Origin of the sequence: Noviherbaspirillum sp. L7-7A, assembly GCF_019052805.1 — a bacterium.
Lineage (GTDB): Bacteria > Pseudomonadota > Gammaproteobacteria > Burkholderiales > Burkholderiaceae_D > Noviherbaspirillum_A.
The window spans coordinates 679,481-702,583 of the sequence record NZ_JAHQRJ010000002.1 but is presented as its reverse complement, the minus strand read 5'-3'; the positions used below and the strand labels follow the sequence as shown (position 1 = coordinate 702,583).

Annotated in this window: 10 protein-coding genes; 3 read left to right on the top strand and 7 right to left on the bottom strand. The window is 65.1% G+C overall.

The features are described 5' to 3' along the window. The first annotated feature begins 98 nt into the window (after nucleotides 1-98). From KTQ42_RS21470 to KTQ42_RS21460, 3 genes are all read left to right on the top strand, one after another. A complete protein-coding gene (locus KTQ42_RS21470; protein WP_217347619.1) occupies nucleotides 99-392 on the top strand; it encodes a hypothetical protein in 294 nt (97 codons plus the stop codon). Nucleotides 393-744: 352 nt separating this feature from the next. Beyond that, complete coding sequence (locus KTQ42_RS21465) at nucleotides 745-2,778, top strand: C1 family peptidase (RefSeq protein WP_217347618.1); 2,034 nt, start codon at nucleotides 745-747, stop codon at nucleotides 2,776-2,778. Nucleotides 2,779-2,915: 137 nt separating this feature from the next. Further along, nucleotides 2,916-3,242: a hypothetical protein gene (locus tag KTQ42_RS21460; protein ID WP_217347617.1), complete on the top strand. Its 327-nt coding sequence runs from the start codon at nucleotides 2,916-2,918 to the stop codon at nucleotides 3,240-3,242. Nucleotides 3,243-4,435: 1,193 nt separating this feature from the next. Here the strand turns inward: KTQ42_RS21460 and KTQ42_RS21455 are convergent. The 7 genes from KTQ42_RS21455 to KTQ42_RS21425 form a co-directional block, all read right to left on the bottom strand. Beyond that, nucleotides 4,436-5,233, bottom strand: coding sequence for a crotonase/enoyl-CoA hydratase family protein (locus tag KTQ42_RS21455; protein ID WP_217347616.1), 798 nt, complete (start codon nucleotides 5,231-5,233; stop codon nucleotides 4,436-4,438). Nucleotides 5,234-5,335: 102 nt separating this feature from the next. After that, the gene (locus KTQ42_RS21450) at nucleotides 5,336-7,456 is read right to left on the bottom strand and encodes an HlyD family efflux transporter periplasmic adaptor subunit (RefSeq protein WP_217347615.1); all 2,121 of its coding nucleotides are present in this window, start codon (nucleotides 7,454-7,456) and stop codon (nucleotides 5,336-5,338) included. A 3-nt stretch (nucleotides 7,457-7,459) separates the two neighbouring features. Beyond that, on the bottom strand, nucleotides 7,460-8,857 hold the full coding sequence (locus KTQ42_RS21445; protein ID WP_249223031.1) for an HlyD family efflux transporter periplasmic adaptor subunit: 1,398 nt from the start codon (nucleotides 8,855-8,857) through the stop codon (nucleotides 7,460-7,462). Next, a complete protein-coding gene (locus tag KTQ42_RS21440; RefSeq protein WP_217347614.1) occupies nucleotides 8,857-18,354 on the bottom strand; it encodes a VCBS domain-containing protein in 9,498 nt (3,165 codons plus the stop codon). The genes KTQ42_RS21445 and KTQ42_RS21440 overlap by 1 nt, the downstream gene beginning before the upstream one ends. A gap of 94 nt (nucleotides 18,355-18,448) precedes the next feature. Further along, entirely contained in the window at nucleotides 18,449-19,252 is an 804-nt protein-coding gene (locus KTQ42_RS21435) for an efflux RND transporter periplasmic adaptor subunit (protein WP_249223030.1), read from the bottom strand. Nucleotides 19,253-19,262: 10 nt separating this feature from the next. Next, the gene (locus KTQ42_RS21430; protein ID WP_349292179.1) at nucleotides 19,263-20,828 is read right to left on the bottom strand and encodes a TolC family protein; all 1,566 of its coding nucleotides are present in this window, start codon (nucleotides 20,826-20,828) and stop codon (nucleotides 19,263-19,265) included. 637 nt (nucleotides 20,829-21,465) lie between these two features. Continuing rightward, nucleotides 21,466-23,019 carry a glycosyltransferase family 39 protein gene (locus tag KTQ42_RS21425; RefSeq protein ID WP_217347613.1) on the bottom strand — a complete coding sequence of 518 codons (1,554 nt, stop codon included), beginning with the start codon at nucleotides 23,017-23,019 and terminating at the stop codon, nucleotides 21,466-21,468. Nucleotides 23,020-23,103 lie beyond the last annotated feature (84 nt).

Genomic DNA, 23,103 nt, shown 5'->3' with positions numbered 1-23,103 from the left:
ACGGGCTTCAAACAATGGCCCGGCATCCTTTGTATCCAGTGAATCTTTTCGGGTCAATAATGATCCCAGTGGAGACATCCACAGCAGAGGAAGCGCATATGACCAATCGCAACCCAGGGACCATTGACCCGAAGGACATGGCTGACCCCAAGGACCTTTCCCGGAACGACAGCGACCAGCCCGCGCAAGCCGACCGGACCGAACAGCCCGATACCGATGAAGGCGCGCCGGCACGGGTCAGTACCGCCATTTCCTCCGGCAAGCCGCTGGACGACGTCGGCGGCGCAGGCCTCGGGCAAGCCCCCGGCGCCGGCGACCATGGCGGCGCCAGCGCGGCGCAGAGCCAGGAAAAGACGGCTGCCGACCCGCAGGACCAGCGCGACAAGTCCTGATCAAAACGGGGCGCAGCATGGCGGGGTTAGGGCCCGCCAGCTAGCCTGCCCCCTGCCTCAGTCATACGACGCGATCGCAGCGCGGGAGGTCCCTTGTCCTTCTGTCCTGCAGCCATCCGCGGAACGGACCGCCTTGATCGCAACGGCGGCAGCCTGGCTTTGTGACAACGCCTTCACTGCCCCGTTTCTCATTCCTTCATTCCTGCAATCTTGCGATTGCTCAAGGAAGCGCCCGGCTTGGGCGTTAACTTAACCCTTACGTTTGCCGCATTGAAGCGCCACATTGAAACGCTTCAGACCGGCATGCGATGCCACACCGGCCCACTCCCCCATTTGCACGCAGGGCATCACCATGGTCAAGAAGAATGAACCCGCAAAGCGCATCCTCGACGCCCGCCGCGACACCCTGGATTTCCGCGACCAGATGTTTGTTCCGACGCTGATCGAGGTTCCGGTCAGGATAGCTGTCGAAGACTACCTGCACTACAAGGTGCCCGTGCTCGACCAGGGCAGCGAAGGCGCCTGCACTGGCTTTGGCTTGGCCACGGTGGCCAATTACCTGCTACGTCGGCGCAGGGTGGTGCCGGAAGCCGTGCGGGCGAGTCCGCGGATGTTCTACGAACTGGCCAGGCGCTATGACGAATGGCCCGGCGAAAGCTATTCCGGTTCAAGCGCGCGCGGCGCCATGAAGGGTTGGCACAAGCATGGCATCTGCACCGAAGAAGAATGGAAATACAAGCTCGGGCCGGAAGAGCCGCAGGGCCTGAACGCGGCCCGGGCCAGCGACGCCAACCTGAGGCCACTGGGCGCCTACTTCCGCGTCAATCACAAGGACCTGATCGCGATGCACACCGCGATCGCCGAAGTCGGCGTTCTGTATGCGACGGCGACCGTGCATGCCGGCTGGGATGCGGTGAAAAAGGATGGCGTCATCGGCTATTCAAACCAAGTCACCGGCGGCCATGCCTTTGCCATCGTCGCCTATGACGATTATGGTTTCTGGATACAGAATTCCTGGGGCAAGCGTTGGGGCCGTGGCGGCCTGGGGCGCATCAGCTACGACGACTGGCTGGAAAACGCGACCGATGTCTGGGTAGCGCGCCTTGGCGCGCCGATCAGGCTGCTGCGGGAGCAGTCGGTCGCCACCAGCCATTCCGAGGCCGCGGCCAAGTCCAATACCTATTCCTATGTCGAACTACGGCCGCATATCGTCAGCATCGAGAATGACGGCAGGCTCAAGGCCGGCGGCAATTACGGCTCGACGCCGGCCGAGATCGCGCAGATCTTCCAGTCGGACTTTCCGCGCCTGATGCAGATACCCGACAGCGGCAAGCCGCCCAGACCGCTGCGCCTTTTGCTGTATGCCCACGGCGGACTGACCGATGAGGAATCGGCGGTGCAGCGAGTGGCGGAATACCGGCCCGACCTGCTGGCAGCGGGCGTGTATCCGCTGGCCTTCATCTGGAACAGCGACTACTGGACCACCATCACCAACATCCTGCAGGATGCGATCCGGCGCCGCCGCCCGGAAGGCTTTCTGGACTCTGCCAAAGACTTCATGCTGGACCGCCTGGACGATGCGCTCGAGCCGATTGCCCGCAAGCTGACTGGCAAGGCCGCATGGGACGAGATGAAGGAAAACGCCGAGCTGGCCAGCGCCCCCGATGGCGGCGCGCGCCTGATCGCCCAGCATGTGGCCGAGCTGAAGCGGGCCTACCCGGCGCTGGAGATCCATGTGGTTGGCCACAGCGCGGGCGCGATCTTCCATGCGCCGCTGATGCAGCTGTTGACCACCAAGGGCACGATCGCCAGCGGACCCTTGCAGGGCGACACCGGCTTTGGGCTGACGGTATCCTCGTGCACCCTGTGGGCGCCGGCCTGCACCATCGAGCTGTTCAAGGCGACCTATCTGCCCGCCATCCAGCACGGCAGGCTGGAGCGCTTCACGTGTTTCGTGCTGTCGGACGAGGCCGAGCAGGACGACAACTGCGCCCGCATTTACAACAAGTCCCTGCTCTACCTGGTGTCCAATGCCTTCGAGGACAAGCCGCGCATTCCGGGCTTTCGCGATGGCGTGCCGCTCTTGGGACTGCAGAAGTCAATCGCGCACGACAGCGAGACGGAGGCGCTGTTCAAGGGCACGAATGCCGAGCTGATCATTGCGCCCAATGACGAGGCCGAAGGCGATCCGGACGCATCCGGCGCCCGCCACCATGGCGACTTCGACGACGACCGGCGCACCGTGATGGCAACCTTCACCCGGATCGCGCCGCAGGCGGCGGGCCGGGCGGCCGAGGGAAAAATGAAATTCCATGCCTCAAGACGGTTCCTCAGCGAAAGGCGGGCCAATATCGACCGCCAGACTAGGCCGCTGCGCATGAACTGAAAAAGCTGCTTGCTTCGGGTAATCGCCCGCAACGATGCGTTCCGACAAGCCGGCTGCGGTTTTCCCACGCCGCGTCGGCACTTTCATGCGCCTCCCCAGTCACAACGGGATCGACAGGCAACGCCATGGAGCATCAGATGAACGACTTTGTATTGCGCATGTATGACACCCTTCCCCATGCCGAACTTGCACGTGACGCCCTGCTGGCCGCCGGTTACAGCGCCGACCAGGTGCAGCTCGAAGCCATGAACAGCGAGGCCGGACCGGTGCAGGGCAACTTCACCGTCGGCGACCGCAGTGACCGCTCCGACCACTCGGGCATTGGCGATAGTGGCGACTATGGCGAGAGCTTTCGCACCGTGCGGCAGGGCGCGATCATCAAGCTGATGGTGGCAGTCGAGAATGAAGCCAGGCATGCGCAGGCGATGGACATCCTGGATCGGGTTGACGCCTCGGCTAGCTGAACCGGAGGATATTCGGGCAGGCTGGGTTTATGGTGGGGCCGCATTGCGTGGGACGCTGGGGGGTGTCCCTGGGCCGTGTTTTCGATAGCGCAGGCGAGGGTACGGTGGCAGTTGCAGTTCGCGCAGCGACAGTTGCCGCTGCTTTTGAAGTCGCGTTGCCGTTGCAGTGAAATCCCGTTGAGCGCGCCGTGTCAGCGGTACCCGGAGCGGGAAAGGTGCGGCGTCTGTTTGAGCGCAGCGTAGCGAGTTTAGCCGCGACCCGCTCTGGGTACCGCTGACACGGGAACCCCACGCAGCGGGGCGCGAACATCGGGGCCGCCTTTTTTGGTTACTTTTTGGCGGAGCAAAAAAGTAACCCGGCCGCCGGGACGGACTCCCGGCCTGCCTCCACGGCAGTGCAACCGCCTTGCGTCACCCGGCAAGGCACGGGCAGCACTTTCGTCGTTGCAGTTGATGTTGGTCGTTACGATGCGAACTGCAAACTTCAAAGCAACTGCTGCTTCGCAGTGACGTCTTTACGCCGGGTGAAACAACGCCACTGCACTGTCGTCATGACCAGGCCGGGTGTTCGCCCCGGCAGGCACCTACTTCTTTTGCTTCGCTAAAAGAAGTAGGCAAGAAAAGGCGATCCGGTGATCTCGCCCCGCTGCGCGGGTCCCCGTGCCGTCGGCGCCTGAAGCGGAGCGCGGCTAAACTCGCTACGCTGCGCTTCGCTCAGACAGACGCCGCACCTTATCCGCTTCAGCCATCGCCGTCATGGCGCCCCCAACGGGGATTTCACGGCCACGTCAAAAGCAACGGCAACGGCAACTGTCGCTACGCGGGCTCCGAATGCAACCACAACCGCTTTCGTAGGGTGCAATACTCGAAGGGCAATGCACCGCGTTCGCAAACCGGGATGGTCTCATCGGTCGACTTCCGTGGCTCACCATCGGTGGAATGCCCCTTCGGGGATTCCACTCTACGACAAACGCCGCACCTTATCCGCTTCGGGCATTGCATCACCGGTGCTATACGATGAATCTTTGCGGTCCCGCGCCTCAATCAACGGCCCGTCGCAATGCACCTCCAGGGTATTGCGCTGTGCGAAAGCAGAAAACCGGATTTCCCCAAACCGACAAAGCTGCTTTGTGCTTTGTGCTTTGTGCTTTGTGCTTGGCACATTGCGTGAAAGCCTTGCGCCACGCACGCCGCTAGCGAAACTCCGGCAACCGGTTTTCCAGGTTGGCCCTGACCGCCTCTACCTGATTCGGGCTGCCGATCAGCTTCTGCTGCTCGACCGACTCGGCCAACAGCACCGCGGCCGGGTCATGCGTGGGCAGGCTGAGCAGGCGCTTAGCGGCGCGGATTGCGTCCGGGCTCTGGCGGGCAATCATGCGGGCCAACGCCAGCGCTTCCTCGCGCGGATCAGGGCTGAGCTGGGTCGCAAAGCCCATCTGCAGCGCTTCCTGGCCGGTGAACTGGCGGCCGGTATAGGTCAGTTCGCGCACAACGTCAGGCCGCGCCAGTTCGCGCATGAGCACGATCCCAGCCATGTCCGGCACCAAGCCCCACTTGATTTCCATCACCGACATCTTCGCATCGGGCGCGACGATGCGGATGTCCGCGCCCAGCGCCAGCTGCAGGCCGCCGCCGAAGGCCGCGCCATGCACCGCTGCGATCACCGGCACCGGCACGTCGCGCCATACGGTGGCAATCCGCTGCGGTGCATTCGAGATGCCGTGCGTGCGGGTGGTCAGCGGCTGGTCCAGCACGCCGCCTGCCTGGCTGTCCCCCATGCGCTGGAAGGACTGCATGTCCAGGCCGGCGCAAAAGGCACGGCCTTCGCCGGCGATGACCACCGCGCGCAGCGATGCGTCGCCAGCCAGGGTCTCGCCTGCTTCAAGCAGGGCGGCAAACATGGCCGGGTCCAGCGCATTGAGCTTGGCCGGGCGGTTCAGGAGCAAGGTGGCAATGCCATCCTCGATGCTCAGCGTGATTCTGTCGTTCATGGGGTGTCGGCTCCGTCAAGCATTGTTATCGTTGTCCGGCCCGCCGCCGCGACTGACGGCGGGCGGCAGGCCCAATGCGCAGTGTAACCGCCGGCGGCGCGCTCAGAAACCCGACTCGCCCAGCAGCGCCGCCATTGCCTGCCTGGCGTAGTGACCCGCCGGCGCCTCGCCGCGGGTGCGCAGCGTGAGCCGGCCGCGCCAGGAATGCGCCGACAACCCCGCCAGCGTGGTACCGGCATCCTCGGACGCGACGTCCAGCAGCACCCGGTAGACAGCCCGCTCCGGCACCAGCTGGCCGGCCTTCTCGCGGGTCAGCACATGGCCGCCCAGGTGCGCGGCCAGCTCCGGGCGGGGCAGGGTGCGCGAGGCATCGCGGTCCACCGCGGCGACCTTCAGGTGCAGCACCGGCCCCTGTCCGGCATCGTTGACGAAGGTGGCGGCGTCGCCCGGCGCCACGCGCTGGATCTGGTCTTCGCCGACCCAGGTTTCCACCTGCCAGGCACTGCCCTCCTTCACCAGCAGCGCCAGCCTTTCCTTCTGCCCGACCCAGTCGCCCGGCCGCAGGTCGGGGTCGAGATAATGCAGCCGGCCGGCATACGGCGCGCGCGGCGCATAGTGCAGCAGCTCCAGGTCGATGCCGGCCAGTTCCGCCCGGGCAGTCGACAGCGCCTCCTCGTTCGACAGCAGCTGATTGCGGGTGTCGGCCGACAGGCCCGATGCCGCCGCCTGCCAGCGCAGCCGTTCCACACGCGACAGCAGCGCCTCGCGCTTCATCAGCAGGTCGGGCACATGCAGCTGCAGCAGCGCCGTGCCCTTGTCGATCAGCGCGCCCTGCGCATGCGGCAGGCCGTCAATGCGGGCCCCGGCGGGCGCAAACACCGGCCAGGACTCGGCCGGCCGCAGCATGGCCGAGGTGCCAATCCTGCCGGGCCAGGGCATGGCCGTTGCTGCCAGCAGGGCCAGCAGCACGGCGGCGCTGGCGCGGGCGCGGCGGCTGCGCCGGATCAGCGGCCAGCGCTTGCGCCAGGCGGACAGTTCGCGCTGGATCGGCCCGAGCACGAACCACAGCATTTCAACGATGAACAGCATGATGCCTATGACCTTTACGGAAAAATGGTAGACCAGCACCGCAATGCCCAGACACAGCACCAGGCGGTAGCACCAGGTCAGCCAGGCGAACGCGATCAGCCAACACTGGCGCGCCGCGCCGAACTGCTCGGGCGCGTCCTCGCCCAGGCCGAACAGCCATTCCCGCAGCTTCCAGCGCGCCAGCGCAAAGCTGCGCTCATGCAGGTTGGGCAGGTCCAGCCCGTCGGACAGGACGAAATAACCGTCGAAGCGCATGAAGGGGCTGGCATTGATGGCCAGGGTGGCAATCCAGGACGTGGTGGCCAGCACGAAGGCGGCGGAACGGGCGGCGCCGTCGGGCAGCAGGGTCCAGGCCAGGGTGGCCCAGGCCGCCACTATCAGTTCGGTGACAATGCCGGCGCAGGCCACATGCAGCCGCTGCATGCGGTCGGTCAGGCGCCAGGTCTCGTTGGTGTCGGTATAGGCCACCGGCCACATCACCAGGAAAGCCAGGCCCATGGTGGGCACCCGGCAGCCATAGCGCTTGGCGGTAAAGGCATGGCCCAGCTCGTGCAGCAGCTTGACCGCGAACAGCGCCGCGCCATAGGCCACCAGGCCGTCCCAGTTGAAGGTGTCGACCAGTGTAGTAGCAAACATGTCCCAGCGCCGGGCCACCTGTGCCAGGCCCAGCAGCAACGCGGCCAGCGTCATCAGCAGGAAGCCGGGCGTGTAGAACAGGCCGGCCACGCCCTGCCAGCGGCTCAGCCAGGCGTCCGGCCGCAGCAGCGGAATGCGGAAGAACAAGTAATGATGCAGCAGCCATTTCAGCGGCCCGCCGGTGGTCTGCGCCAGCCGGTCGGCCAGCTGGCGGGCGCTGCCGGCGCCGCCCGGCTGGGTCAGCAGGTTGTTGCCGAAGAAGCGCACCACCGCTTCCACGTCGGCGGCATCGAGCTGCAGCGTGGTAGAAGCGCTGATGTCGTCAGCAATCAGCGCCGCATCCTGCATGTACCAGCGCTGCAGCACCTCAAAGCTCGGCCAGTCGATGCGGAAGAACAGGTTGCGCGCCGGGTCGTGCAGGGTCCAGGTCGGCTGGCCGTCGGCCAGCGCCGGACCGGGCAATAGCGCCAGTTCCTCGCGCAGATCGGGAAGGTTCATGGATCAGAAGCCGATCGCCGCGCGCAGCGCCGCCAGCGGCCGGCGCAGTACCCAGAAGGCCAGCGGCACCCGCTCGCCGTGCAGCTTGGCCGTGCCCTTCATGCCGACCCGGTGCTGCGTCGGCGCGTCCAGCGCGGCGCGGATGCGGTAGGCATAGCTGCCGTCAGGGCGCTGCACCGCATCGTGCGCGAAGTAGCGCAGCTTCGCCGCCACCGGCGCCAGCGGGCTGGCGCTCAGGTACAAATCGACCCCGGCCTGCGCCGGCAGCGCGATCGCGTCGGCCAGCGGCAGCCAGGCTTCCACCTCGCTGTCGGCCGGCGCGGCAAGGCGCATGATGCGCTCGCCCACCGTGACCGGGCGGCCTATCCATTCGGAAGGGTCATCGAACATCACCACGCCATCGCGCGGCGCCAGCACCCGGGCCCGGCCGAGCTGCTCGCGCAAGAAGGCGACTTCGGCGCGCTTTTCCTCGATCTTGCCGGCCAGGGTGGCCAGCTGCTGGCGCGACTTGCTGTCCACCAGCGCCTGCTGCGAAGCCTGCCGGTATTCTGCATCGGCGGTGGCCAGCGCCTGGGCCGCGACGTCGGCACGGCTCTGGATTAGGGCTTCGTCGAAGCCAAACAGCGGCTGGTCCTTTTTCACCAGCTGGTTGGGCTGCACATGGAACACATCCACTACGCCATCCAGCGGCGCGCGTATCGTCACCGGATTAGCTGGCGTAAGTTCGCCCGGCGCCAGCACCGTCATCCGTACCGGGAACAGCAGCACGCCCGCAGCCAGCAGGCACCAGAGCAGCGCCGGCTGGCGCCACCAGGCGCGGCCGGCGCGCGGCGCATACAGCCCATGGACGCGTTTGCGCAGCGCGCTCAGGGAGCCAGCACGGGGCTGATGCAGCGCATGCAGCGCATGGGCCGCCACGTCGCCCCATTCGCGCAGCAGCGCATGTTCGGCCGTGGTCCAGGCGTCGTCGCGCGCCAGCAGCAGGCCGGCGTCCGCGGGCGCGTCGCTGGCCGCAGGCCCGGTGCGGCCCGGCAGGGGCAGCCACAGCGCGCGGGCAGGCCACCAGTCGGACCACTGCGCAGCCAGCGCCGGCGGCAGGTCGGCCGCGGTGAATGCCTGCGCATCGGCGTGGCCATTGGCGACCAGATGCCGGCAGACCTGCTCCACCCATTGCGCATAAGGCGCATTGGCCTCGATCTGTACGATGCCGGACAGCGCGCGCAGGCCGTGCGGCGCCAGCCACAGCGCGGCTTGGCGGTAAGGCAGCAGACTGCGGCTGTCGTTGACCAGCATGAATTCCAGCTCGCGCAGGCTTTGCGCAGCGCGCAGCCGGCGCGCCATGTCCAGCAGGCCCAGCAGGGCTTCATCGATTGCCGGCATGCCGATTTCGCGGTGTGACATCAGGCCTTGCTCCCCAGTCTGCCCATTTGCTGCCGCTGGCCCTGCGGCTCCTGGCCACGCACCAGCGCGGCAAACGGCGAGCTGCGCTTGCCAGCCAGGCGTAGCTGCTCGGACAGGCTGCTGCGCGCTGGCAGCTTGCCCTTGTCCTCGCCAATGAACAGGCGGAATACGGTGGCAGCTTCCCGGCCTTCACTGTCGCGGGCGATGACCTTGACTTCCATCTCGCCGGAGAAGTCCGGCGGCGGGTTGAGGCTGAAGCTGCCGGTGCGGGCGTCGAAGCGTATCCAGGCCGGCAGCGACTGGCCGTCGGTCAGCGTCGCGGCCAGCACCACGGTGGCTTCGGCGCGGGTATGCACGAAGGCATCGTAGGGCAGCGTGAAGGTGACGCTGCGGTTGCCTTCCACGAACTGGTCGGCCACGGAACGGTAAGTGGACAGCTGCGCCGCGTCGCCCTCCACCACCGCGATCTGGAAGCCGGCGCTGCTGGTGATGAGGTCGCCAACCGGCTCGCTGCGCAGCGCATCGGGCGCGCGGGCCGCTTCCGTCAGCACGAGGGTCGAGTTGAATGGCGCAGCCTGTTGCGGAGCGGGTGCTTGCGGCGCCGGCAATGGCGCCGGCGCGGCAGGCGCTGGCGCCACCGGCTGGGCGACTGCCTGCGGCCTGGCTTGGTCATCGTCGGCTTCGCCGGTGGTAGGCCGGCCATTGGTATTGGATTCGAGGTAGACCTCACGGCTGCTGCCATCGTCCCTCAGCGTGGCGGTGCCGACGCCGGCCTCGCCATTGCGGTTTGTCGCAATCAGGCGGAACGACTCGCTGCCCTCGAACAGGCTGTCATTGACGATCGCCACGCGCACCAGCAATGTGTTGCCGCCCTGCGCAATGGCCACCAGGCTGCCCGGCGTGTAATCGCGCCAGGTGACGCCGTCGAGATACTGCAGTGCCGTGCCGGTGTCGATGCCGACAGCGGCTGTGCCGGATTCCAGCGCCAGGGCGAGCTTCTGCCCGGCCGCGCCGGTCACGGTGAACGCCGCAAAGGGCGAGGCTTCGCTGATGGCCAGGTTTGAGACGGTAAGCAGGCGGTCATCGTCAAACCCGCCTTCCTCCGGGGTGGTGTCGGTATCGCCGAAGACGATATTGCTTGCGCCGTCGTCACGGATGGTCCCGGTGCCGCCGGTGGAGGCGTTGCCGCTGCTGCTGGTGGCCAGCAGGTGGAAGGTCTCCGGACCTTCATGAACGCTGTCCTGCCTGACAGCCAGACGCACCAGCAGGCTGCTGCCCGTCATGGTGACGCTGCCGATGTAGTCGGCCCAGGTGGAACCATTGAAGTACTGCAGCGCCGTGCCGGTATCGGTGCCTGGCGTGGCAAAGCCCGTTCCGCTGCCGGTTGCCTGCAAGGACAGGTTCAGCACCTGACCTGCAGTGCCGCTGACAGTAAACACCGCATAAGGCGAGGCTTCGCTGACTGTCACATCGGAAACCGCCAGGGCCCGGTCGTCATCGGCGATACCGGTTTGCGGCGTCGTGTCGGTTTCGTTAAAGACCGTGCTGCTGCCGCCGCCATCGCGTATCGCGCCCGTGCCACCGCTGGAGGCTTTGCCGCTGCTGTTGCTTGCCATCAGGCGGAAGGTTTCAGATCCCTCATAGACGCTGTCCTGCGTGACAGCGACCCGCACCAGCAGGCTGTTGCCCGACATGGTGACGCTGCCGCTGTCGTCGGCCCAAGTGGAGCCGGTCCAGTACTGCAGTGCCGTACCGGTATCCGTGCCGATCGTCGCGAAGCCAGTGCCGCTGCCGGTCGCCTGCAAGGCCAGGTTCAGCACTTGTCCAGCCGTGCCGCTGACGGTAAACACCGCATAGGGCGATGCTTCGCTGACGGTGATATCGGAAATGGCCAGCGTGCGGTCGTCGTCGGCGATACCGCTTTTCGGCGTGGTATCGGTCTCGTTGAAGACCATGCTGCTGCCACCGTCATCGCGTATGGTGCCAGTACCGCCGAATGACACCACGCCGCTGGTATTCGTCGCCAGCAGGCGGAAGGTCTCGGCGCCTTCATACACGCCGTCCTGCTGGATGGCAGTGCGTACCAGCAGGCTGCTGCCCGACATCGTCACGCTGCTGCCATAACTCACCCAGGCGTTGCCGTTGAAATATTGCAGGGTCGAACCGGTATCGGTGCCCGGCGTGGCAAAGCCGGCGCCGGTGCCATTTGCCTGCAGTGACAGCGCCAGGGTTTGACCGGGCGTACCGCTGACGGTGAAAACGATATAAGGCGAGGCTTCGCTGACCGTCACCTCCGAAACAAGCAGCAAGCGGTCATCATCCACCGCACCAGTCTGCGGCGTGGTGTCGGTTTTGTTGAAAACGATATTGCTTGCACCGTCATCACGGATGGTGCCGGTGCCGCCAGTGGACGTCTTGCCGCTGCTATTGGTGGCGAGCAGGCGGAACGTCTCCGGACCCTCGTAGACACTGTCTTGGGTGATAGCGACCCGCACCAGCAGGCTTGTGCCTGTCATGGTGACGTTGCCACTGTAGCTGGCCCATGCGCTGCCATTGAAGTATTGCAGCGCAGTGCCGGTGTCGGTACCAAGCGTGGCGAAACCCGTGCCGCCGCCCGTTGTCTGCAATGCCAGGTTCAGCACCTGCCCCGGTGTGCCGTTGACGGTGAACATCGCATAGGACGAGGCTTCGCTAACCGTCACATCGGAAATCGCCAGCGCCCGGTCGTCGTCGGACGAGCCGGTTTGCGGCGTAGTGTCGGTTTCGTTAAATACGGTAATGCTGCCGCCATCGTCGCGGATCAAGCCTGCGCCGCCGGTGGAAGTCTTGCTGCTGCTGTTGGTGGCGAGCAAACGGAAGGATTCCGCGCCTTCATAAACGCTGTCCTGCGTCACAGCGACACGCACCAGCAGGCTGGTGCCCGACATGGTCACGCTGCCGCTGTAGCCGGCCCAGGCCGAACCATCAAAATACTGGATCACTGTGCCGGTGTCAGTCCCAAGCGTGACAAAGCCCGTACCGCTGCCGGTTGCCTGCAAAGCCAGGTCCAGCACCTGGCCAGGCGTGCCGCTGACGGTAAATACCGCATAAGGCGAGGCTTCGCTGACCGTCACATCGGCAATTGCCAATGCGCGGTCGTCGTCCAACGTACCGGTTTGCGGCGTGGTGTCGGTCTCGTTGAAGACAATATTGCTGCCACCGTCATCACGGATGGTACCGGTGCCGCCGGTGGAAGTCTTGCCGCTGCCGTTGCTTGCCAGCAGGCGGAAAGTCTCGGGACCTTCATAGATGCTGTCCTGCGTCACGGCCACCCGCACCAGAAGGCTGCTGCCCGACATGGTCACGCTGCCGCTGTAGTCAGCCCAGGCCGAGCCGGTCCAGTACTGCAGCGCCGCGCCGGTATCCGCGCCCAGCGTGGCGAAGCCATTGCCGTTGCCGCTTGCCTGCAAGGACAGGTTCAGCACCTGACCCGCCGTGCCGCTGACGGTGAACACCGCATAGGGCGATGCTTCGCTGACCGTCACATCGGAGATAGCGAGTGCGCGGTCATCATCGGCCAAGCCGATTTGCGGCGTGGTGTCACTGGGACCAAAGACCGTCGTGCTGCCGCCATCGTCACGTATCGTGCCGGTGCCGCCAGTGGTGATCTTGCCGCTGCTGTTGGTGGCTACTAGGCGGAAGGTCTCCGGTCCTTCATAGACGCTGTCCTGGTTGATCGCCACCCGCACCATCAGGCTGCCGCCTGTCATGGTCGCACTGCTGCTGTAGCTGGCCCAGCCCAAACCGGTCCAGTACTGCAGCGCCGTGCCGGTATCCGTGCCCGGCGTGGCGAAACCTGTGCCGCTGCCCGTTGCCTGCAGTGCCAGATTCAGCACCTGGTCCGGCGTGCCGCTGACGGTGAACAGCGCATAAGGCGAGGCTTCGCTGACTGTCACATCCGATATCGCGAGCGAGCGGTCATCATCCAGGCCGGTCGCGATCAGCTGCGGCACGCCGCCGGTAACACCATTACCGAAGCGCAGCCCGCTGCCATCATCGGCAATGATGCCTGTGCCTTCCACCACCGCGCTGCCGTTGGCGGAAGAGAACGTTGCCTGCAGGCGGAAGTCTTCTTCGAATTCGTAGGTCGCATCCTGCTCGGCCACGATGTCGACGCGCACCAGCAGGTGGCCGTCCGCGCTGATTTCCGGCAATACATCGCTGTTGTAATCAACCCAGGCAGCGCCGTTCCAGACCTGCAGCGTCTGGCCCTGCGCGATGCTGGCGCTGCCATCGACGACATGGAGGCTGACGAACTGACCCGCAGTACCGCTGACGGTGAAGACAGCATGGTCGGAGGCTTCATTGACCCGCACGCCCTGCACCGAAAGCACCCGGTCGTCGTCGAGCGCAGCCGGAAAGCCGGTGCCGCTGGTATCGGCCACGCCGGTGGTGTTATCGCTAAGATAAATGCTGCCGGTGCCATTGTCGTAGATCGCCGCTTCACCGCGCGCGAGGAGCCCGCCGGTATTGGCAGCCGACAGGTTGAAGGTTTCGCGGCCTTCATACACGCTGTCCTGGATGATGGCCACGCGCACTAGCATCTCCGCGCCCGGCATGGCGACCGGCCCGCTGTAGTCCAGCCAGCTCGTGCCGTCGTAGTACTGCAGGCTGGTGCCATGGTCGCTATTGGAGGCATTGCCATTGGCCAGCGACAGGGTCACGATCTGGCCGCTTGCGCCGCCAACCCGGAATATCGCATACGGCGAGGCTTCATTGATATCGCCATTGCTGACTGTCAGCGGTCTGTCGTCGTCGCCGATGGCCTGCACGTCGATGGCGCCGGTGGCGCTGTCGTGATAGACATTGCCGATGCCGTCATCAACGATGGTGGCGGTGCCGGTGACGCCAACGGCCGCAGCATTGCTGGCCGTCAGCGTGAAGGTTTCCGCGCCTTCATAGGTCGGGTCGTTCAGGATCGCAGCTCGCACCAGCAGCGTGGATGCCCCGACGCTGCCGGGAATGATAACCGCGGCGCCCGTATAGGCAGCCCAGGCCGAACCGTTGTAATACTCTAGGTTGGCCGAAAAGTCGCTGCCGCCGGTGGCGCTGCCATTGGCAATGGCAAGCCGCACCAGCTGTCCGGCCTGGCCGCCCACGGTGAACACCGCATACGGCGAGCCCTCGTTGACCAGCAGGTTATTGACCGTCAGTGCCCGGTTGTCCGGCTGCACCGTGATCGAGGTGAAGTCGGTGTCCGACAGGCCCAGGCTGTCCTGGGTCACCAACTTCAGGGTGTCCTGCCCGCTGTGGTTCGCCGCCGGCTGGTAGCGCAGCGTGGCCAGCGTGGCATTGATGTCGTTTTCGCTGCCCGACAGCACCAGCGGGCTGGCCGCGGTGCCGCTGCCGCCTGCCACGGCGCTGCCGCTGAGAACCACCGACAAGCTGCCCTGCCCCACGCTCAGGCTGACGGTATTGCTGGCAGCGAGGTTGCCGTCGACATCATGTACCGACAGGCCGCTGATCTGCGCCTGCTCGTAGTCGTATTGGACATGGCTGGCGGGCACGGTGTTAAGCGGCGCGTCGTTGGCGCCGTTGATGGTGATGGCCAGCACCGCGACATCGCTCGCGCTACCGTCGCTGACGGTGTAGTTGAATTGCTCAACCAGCGTGGCGCCGGCGGCCAGCCCATTGACCGTGGCGTTGTTGTTGTCGACCGCATAGCAGTAGCTGCCGGCGGCCTGAACCGTCAGGGTGCCGTAGCTTCCCTGCAATGCGCTCCCGACGGTGCCGGCCGTGCCGCTGCCCTCGACGCCGCCCAGCCGCACGGCGGTGATCGTGCGGCTTGACGCGATGTTGTCGACGTCCGTGTCATTGGCCAGCACATTGCCTGCCGCATCGTAGCCTGGCGTGACATTCGTGGTGCCGCCAGCCTCGGCTGCGCTGGCCACATCATCCACCGCTACCGGCGCATCGTTGCTGCCGTTGACCGTGATCTTGAGTGTGCTGACATCGGTTCCGGAACTGTTCGAGGCGCGGTAGAAGAAAAGGTCGGTCAGCGTAGCGCCGGTGTTCAGGGCCTGCACTGCGGCATTGCTGTTGTTCACCGTATAAATATAGCTGCCATCGGCGCCCAGCTTCAGGCTGCCGTAGTTGCCGGTGATCGTCAGGCCATTGGCCGACGTGGTGCCGCCAGTGACGCTGGCCGAGCCTGGATTGAGCTCCGACCAGGCGGTGCTGACCACCAGGTTGGTGCCGAGATCGTCGGTCAGCACATTGCCCGCCGGATTGACCGCGCCCGATGCATTGCTCACGCCGCCCGCTTCGGTGGCGGTGTCGGTATTGGACCGGGCATCCGGTTCGCTGTCGTTGCTGGTGCCTTCGATGCGTACCGTCAGTACCGCTGGGCTGGTCAGCCCGGCGGTGTCGCGCATCTGGTAGGTGAAGGTCTCGTCGAAGGTCTGGCCGGCCGACAGGTCGTTGTTGGTGATGGTGTAGGTGTAGACGCCGTTGGCGGTAATATTCAGTGTACCGCGCTGGCCCTGAATAGACGAACCCGGCAGCGCAACGAAGCGCAGCGCGGTACTGGCTGACAGGGTGACCGGTGCGCTCAGGGTCACGACGCTGGTGGTGTGGTTGACTGCAGTTACGGTGGGGTCGGTGGCATTGCCAGTGCCGGTGACAGTCATGCCGATCAGCACGGTGCCGTACGTGTTGGAAAGCTGCACGGTGCTGCTGGAACCGGAAACAATGGCAGTCGTGACGGCAAGGCCATTGCTGACAACGTTACCGCTATTGCCGGCGCTTTGTGAGAACTGCAACGTCTCACCGTTGGTAATGGTGTTGCTGGTATCGAGGATGATGGTGCCGCCCGAGCCGCCGCCGCTGTCAGGCGTAATGGTGGATACCTTGCCTATTGATCCCGTTGTCGTACCGCCCCGGAACACGTCGTTGCCAGTTTCGATGCCTGTGATGCTGGCCACTCTGAACGTGGTGGAAGTAACGCTGCCGCCGCCGGTGCTCACGCCAGTGGCGGTCGCAAAGATCTGCGTCAGCGTGGCGGCGTCGCCGGCATCGACATCGGTATCGTTGCCAAGCACATTGCCGGTAGCATTGGAGCCGGGATAGGCCAAGGTGGCGCCGGCTTCCTTGGCGGTGCCGAGATCATTCACTGCTACCGGCGCGTCATTGGCGCCGGTAATGGTGACCGCCAGCGTCGACGACGATGTCAGGCCGGCCGTGTCCTTCATCACGTAGGTGAAGGTGTCGGTCAGGGTATCGCTGGAAAGGCGCAGCGCCTGAACGGCGGCATTGCTGTTGTTGACCGCATAGCTGTAGGCGCCGGTGCTGCTGATGGTCAGTGTGCCGTAATGGCCGGCGAGCACGGTATTGGTCGCGACGCTGGTCAATGGGGTGGCGGCGCTGCTGGCCGACACAACGCTCTTGCTGTCGCCGGTGTCGGGGTCGGTGTCGTTGGTCAGCACATTGCCGGTCGGGTCGACGCCCGCGGTGCCGTTGGCGCTGCCGCCCGCCTCGCGAGCAGTGGCCGTATCGCTCACCGCCACCGGCGCTTCGTTGACGTTGGCAATGGCAAAGGTAATCGTATTGGCAACCGGGTCCAGATTGCTGCTGCCGTTGGCGATGCCGCCATTGTCCCTGACCTGGAAGGTGAAGCTGGCGCTGGCGGCCTGGTTGGCCAACGGGCGGAAGCTCAGCTTGCCGATGTCGGCCACCGCGACGAAATAGCCGTTGCTGACCTGTAATGCGGTGATGGCCACGTCATTGAACAGCAGCGTGCCTTGCGTGGGCAGCGAACTGATCTTCACGGCCTCCAGCGCATTGGCCGGCGTGTCGTTGCGGTCGGTGAAGCCGAAGTCGGCGGCGCTGAACACATAGGCGGTGTCTTCGCGGGTGCTGATAGTCCCGTCAGTGCCGTCCGGCGCGTAGTTGACGCCAACGATGCCGACCGACAGGCTGGCGCGGGCGCTGGCCGTGCCATCGGTGACGGTATAGGTCACCAGCGGCACCGCGCCGGCATAGTTGGCCACCGGCGTAAAGCTGTAGCTGCCGTTGCTGGCCACGGTCAGGCTGCCGATACTGGCCAGCGTGACCGTGCTGGAGCCGCCCAGTGCCAGCGTGTAGGTCTGGTTCGATACCGAAAACTGCGCAACCCGCAGGGTGTCGCCATTGGCATCGCTGTCATTGGTCAGCAGGTTGCCGCTAACGCTGCCGTCTTCCAGCACGCTGGCGCTGTCGTTGGCTGCCACTGGCGCACTGTTGGGCGGGATGAAGCTGTTCAACGCAGTGTCGACCGGGTCGCTGCTGGTGCCATAGCTGGTGCTGCCGGCAAACTTCGATGGCGTAACCGCCAGCAGGTAGGCCGAGTCGCCGACGCCATTGATCAGGCCGTCGGCGCCGGGCGCGTAGAAATAAAAGCCGTCAATCGTGCTGCCGGTCTTGAACAGGCGGCTCACCACGCCATAGATCTGCTGCCGGTTGCCCGACTGGTCCTGGTAGGACAGGTAACCGGTGACGTTGTTGCCCTGGAAGTAAAGGTCGGACGGGTTGGACGAGGTGAAGCGGTAGTTGCTGCCATTGAAGGGCGAGGCGTACAGTGCCAGGTTCTGCGCTTCCTCGCTCCAGGACGAGGGCACACCCTGGTACACCACCGAGAAGGTGATTGCGGCCTGTTCCACTTCCACCGTGCGGCCGTCGATCTGCAGCGTGTCGTGGTCGTCCTCGGCGGCGATGCGGGCAGCCTGGTCGGCATCGGGCGTGGCGCCCAGCGCGCGCTGGGCAAAGGCTTCGCCCTCGTCGCCGGCGGTGTCGACGTCGCCATTGAGCGAGGCATCGATACGATGGCCGTATTCTTCCAGCAGCGCGCGGGTCAGCGCTTCTGGCGCGGCAACCTGCCTGGCCCAGTCGCCATTGAGGTAGATCACCGGCTGGCCATCCGGGCCATGGGCGGCGAAGGCGGCCATCGCGCCCTGCATCTCGGCATGGCTGCGCAGTTCCACCTGCACCGGCGCGGCGCCGTTTTGAATCGAAGCAAGGAAGCTGTCGGCCGCCTGCAGCCATTCCGCCGACGGCTGGCCCTGGCTGCCATGGAACAGCTCGAACAGCTGGGCGCGGGCGTCGGGCTGCTGCAGGAAGCTGGCAATCAGGCGCTCGGCGTCAGCCTGCGCCTGGGCCAGGGCAGGCGGCGCTTCCTGCGCGGTGCTTACCACATGCATCAGTTCCGGTGCCGGCGCCGGCGGCGCGGCTGGCGCGGCCGGAACGACAGTGGCTGTGGCCATGGTGTCAGTCTGATGGCTGTCGGCCACTGCCACATCATGGCTTGCGGCCGCGTCGGCAGTGGCTACGGTCTGGGTGGCATACGCCAGTGCGGCGCCGTCGAACATGAAGCGCTGCTCCAGCGCCATTGGGCTGGGGCCGCGGCGCACCAGCTTTTTACCGTTGATGGCGGAAGCGCCGTTTGCCAGGTGTTGTTCTTTTGAGGGTGTCTTCGCGTTCTTCATGGTGTCTTTCTGGCGCTTCGTTCATGCCTGCCTGGAGGCGGGTCGTGGTCTTTTCCCTACGCGCCGGACGGCCGGTGCGCCGCGGCGACAAGGTTCAGGGCTGGCGTACCTGCACACGGCCGCTCATGCCGGCCATCAGGTCGAGGAAGCGGCCGTCGATGGCGGCGGCCACCTTCACCGACTGGCTGACCGGGTCGACCCGGGCGCCGATGCGGATGAATTTGGCCGGATAGGTCTTGCCGGTTTCATCGATCTGCACCTGGAAGGCGCTGCCTACCCGCAGCCAGCCCAGCCAGCGCGACGGCACCAGGAATTCCAGTTCCAGCACGCTGTCGTCGATGATGTCGAGCAGCGGCTGGCCGGCCTGCACGAACTGCTGCTCGCGTACTTTCTGTTCGGCCACGCGGCCGGCGAAGGGCGCGGCCACGCTGCACTTGGCCATTACCGCCTGGTTGGCGCCAATCTCGGCGCGCGCCTTGTTCACCGCCGAACGCGACAGGTCCAGGTCGAGCTGTCCGACCGAATTGAGCTCGGCCAGGCGCTGGTTGGACTTGAGCGTCTGCGCCGCGCCGTCCAGTTCGGCTTGGGCCTTCTGCAACTGGGCATGCTGCAGCGAGCAGTCAAAGCTGACCAGCAGCTGGCCGGCCTTGAAGGCACTGCCCTCGGCCAGCGGAATGCGGTTGATCTTGGCGCCGATCTCGGCCGCCACCGTGGTATAGCGGCGCGGCATGAGTTGCGCCCGGATCTCCTGGCGCTCGATGGCGGGCGCGGTGGCAGCGAGCGCGTATGCGGCAGGCGCCGTGGCCACGCGCAGCGGCGCGGCATTCTCGGCCTGCGCCAGGCTGTGGCAAGTGCAGAGGACCAGCATGGTTGCGAAGGAAGTCGACAGGCGTTTCATGAGGCTGCTTTCACTGGGCTTTCGGGTTGGGGGCGCCGGCGGCGCGGATCATCTGCAGCGGATCGTTACTGCGGCCAACCTGCTCGGTCAGCTGGGCCAGCGACAGTTCGCTGGTGCTGCCGATGGTGGGCTCCAGGCCCAGGCTGGCCAGCAGCTGGCTTTCGATCTTCTGCACCTGGGCCAGCGCCTGGTAGCGGCGCAGCAGGCCAAGGATGGCGGCGGTATCGTTGCTGACCCGCTCCAGCTTGCTCTGTGCCTGGGCGCTCTCGCGGTTGCGGCTCAGCGCGGCGATCTTCTGGTCGGTGCCGTAGATGGCGTCGGCCCGTTCGAACTGGTTGCGGGCATTGATCAGCTGCAGCCGGCCCAGGTGGACCTGGGTCAGCACGCTTAGCTGGGTTGCCATGCGGCGCTGGTCGGCCAGCGCCACGCCGGCTTCGGCCAGCCGGATCTGCGCGGGGCCGGTGAACAGGTTCATCAGGTTGGCCGTCAGTTGCAGGCCAGCCTCGTTCCACTGGCGGTGCACCAGGTATTTATCGGAGTCGTATTTCAGGTTATAGCCGAACGAGACATTCGGGAACAGCCGCACCATGGTGCGGCGGGTTTCCTCGCGGGCGATGCGGGCGTTGTAGTGCTGCTCGCGCAGGTCGGGATTCTCGGCCAGCGCCACTTCCTCCATGTCCTGTACCGGCAGCTTGAGCAGTTCGGCGCCGGCGCCGTCCATCTTCATTTCAGCGACCTCGATGCGGCTGCCGAAGGGCGCGTTGATCAGCGCGGCCAGTTCCACCTGGGCCGAGGTCAGCTCCTGGCTGACCGCTTCCAGCAGGCGCAAATTTTCCAGCAGCTGGCGCTGGTAGCGCAGAGTGTCCATCGGATTGCGCACCCGCTCCTCCTCGGCCCGGCGTGCATCGGCGAGCGCTTCCTCGGCGGCGGCAATGGTCTTTTCCACATCGGCCTGCAGCTTCTGGGCGCTGGCGGCGCGCCAGAACGCGGTGCGCACATCCTGCATCAGCAGGTGCATTGCGCGGCGGCGCTTCTCGGACGCGATCAGGAAGCGGTCAGCCTGCTGACGCGCGCCGTAGTAGCCCATGCCAAAGTCAAGCAAATTCCAGGTCAGGCCGAGGTCGCCCACCACGCGGTTGCGTTCCTGCGATATGAACTGCGACGGCGACAGGTCGCCGGTGGCCGCATTGCGCGACAGGCTGATGCGGTCGGTGTCGCGGGTAACATAGCCGGCCTGCGCCACGAGCTTCGGCAGCATGTCGTACTGGCTCACATCGAACTGGTTCAGCGCCAGCGCCTCTTCCATCATTCGGGAACGCCGGTCCAGGTTGTACTTCAGCGCCCGCGCGATCGCATTTTCCAGCGTCAGCGGCCCGCTGATCGGCTCGACATCCTTGCGCATCGCCTGGCGGTCGGCCTGGTTCACCGGGAGCGTGTCAGCCGCCCCGAGCGGCGCCGGCCGCAGGCCGGAACAGGCCGACAACGCGGCGGCGGCGGAGAGTATGGCCAGCGGCCTTGCGAGACGGGCGAATGAAAAGGCCGCCGACGGCGTCGAAGTGATTAACTGTTTGTTCACAATGGGAGGGGAGTAAGAAGGCGAAGGATTTCAGAAAATTGACGCGACAATTTGATTTCTTTTTTGAAATGCACAATGCAGATCGACATGCCGCAGCGTTGCCAAAGGAGGAAATTATGCCAAATGTATTTCCCAGTATCAATTTTTCTTTAAGGAAAAATCAAATCCCGGTTCAGTAAAACATCGGGCAATGACGCAAAATCTAGGAAAAATTGCCTTTTGGATCATTGACTTGCGCATTGGGCCGAATTCACGCAATCAATTAGCGTCATATTCGCAGGCGTCGGCGCGAGGAGGAATGGAAAACAGAGGGGTGAATCGTGGCTTTTCCCGCGTTTTAGTCTGAGCAGAGTAATGAATTTTTTTCTGCGCAGGCAGTTCGTGTTTTTTTTGATAAGGCGGGCTCGCATCAGGGCCGGCCTTCGTCTGTTTATGCTGCTCAGTGCGACGTTACCGAAAGTAGCGGCCGTAGCCTGGGTGAGCGCAGCGCAACCCGGGCTTGCATCAGTTGTAGAAGAGACGCTTCCAAGCTTTCCCTGGCCCATTCTCAACCCCAGCCTTTTTCGCACCGCTAGTACAGCGGCTGGCTTCAGCAATGGATGGCCCGGGTTGCGCTGCGCATCACCCAGGCTACGAACTACCTCGCTGCTGCTTGCGCCGTCCGCTCCTGGCCGCGCAGCCCGGCGATCCGGAAGAGCATCACCCCCTCCCGCTCCCCAAGCGGCTCCAGCTGCACCTCCCGGCGGATATCCTCCAGCGTATGCAGATAATCCCGCCCCTTCTCCCTGAACCAGACCAGGAACGCCGGTCTGCCCGGATTGCGCGCAATCTCTGCGTGAAAGGCCGGCATTGTGCTGGAGACCACGGTCGATGAATATCGACCCAGCATCGGTGAATACTGCACGTAGTCCACCCTCGCCTCCACCCAGGCCACTTCCGGCCGGTTCGAATACACCAGCGCGTCCGGCGGCAACGCATAGTCCTTGAATGCCTGGATCTCGCCGATGTGATAGCTCTGGTAGGTCGTCGCATGCCTGACCGTAGCCACCACTGTGCGGGTAGCCGGGATGGAAAGCGCCGCCAGAAAGGCCAAAGCCAGCGCCCGCTTCAGGTAAAGCGCCCGCGCACCCAGCAGCGCATGTGCAATAAACGCGCCCTGTATTACCAGCAGCGGTGTGTTCACGCCCAGGAAACGGTCGACGCAGCAGGTATTGGAGCGCTCGGCCACCACCATGATGAAGACGGTATAGACCAGCACGAACAGCGCCAGCACGATGGAGGAAACCAGCAGGGGCCGGTCAGTCCGGCGGCGCAGCCAGACCAGCAGCGGTGCCGCGACCACCGCCAGCAGGATCACGCCACCGGCCGCCTCGTTCAATGCCTGCAGGCGGCTGGGCAGCACCGTCTCGCCGATCGCAGACAGCGATTGCGCGATGATCTCGCGAGGGCCGAAGATGGACGGCAGGCGCTCGCCGGTCAGCGTGCCGGAAATCCGCAGGTTGCGCTCCAACCAGATCGCGGTCGGCACGGTGGCGATCAGGCCATAGACGAAGGCGGCTGGAATGCGGCGCAGGAAACCGACATCCCGGCGCAGAAACATCAGGCCGAAGGTACCGACGATGACGGCGATGCCGCCCGCATAGCGCTGCTGGGTTGCCGCGCCGGCCAGCACCGCGGCCAGGATCACATGGCTCCAGGTCGGCGCGGCCAGGCAGCGTGTCAGCGCATACAAGGCGGCTACCACCAGCGCCACGAACAGCGGCTCCGACCAGAGCATGCTGGCGTAATACAGCAGCATCGGTGACAGCGCGATCCACAGCGCGGCGAGGAGCGCCAGCACGGTCGAGCGCGTGACCGACGCGATCCACAGCGCGGCCAGCAGCGTGGTGCCGCCCCACAGCAGCGCATTGAGCAGGCGGGCGGCGCCAAGCGTGGAAAAGCCCATCTGCTGGAAGAGTGACAGCAGGGCGGGAAACAGTGGCGGCCAGGACGTCATCCGCTCGCCGGTGTAGCCGACGAAGCCGCGTCCCAGCTCGAGATTGCGAGCAGCGGCCAGGTAATCGACCGAGTCTGGCGAAATCGCCAGTCCCAGCGGCTGGGTGGCGTACAGCGCAAGGAAAACCGGAAGCAGCGCCAGGACCAGGAATCCGGGATGCCGCCGTCGGGATGGATGTTGATGCTGGATATGCATGCCGCAGTACTCCGTTGCTGATAAAACAACTTCAAGCGAACAGCGATTAGAGCATGCTCATCGCGACGCATCCTGCGTCCGATC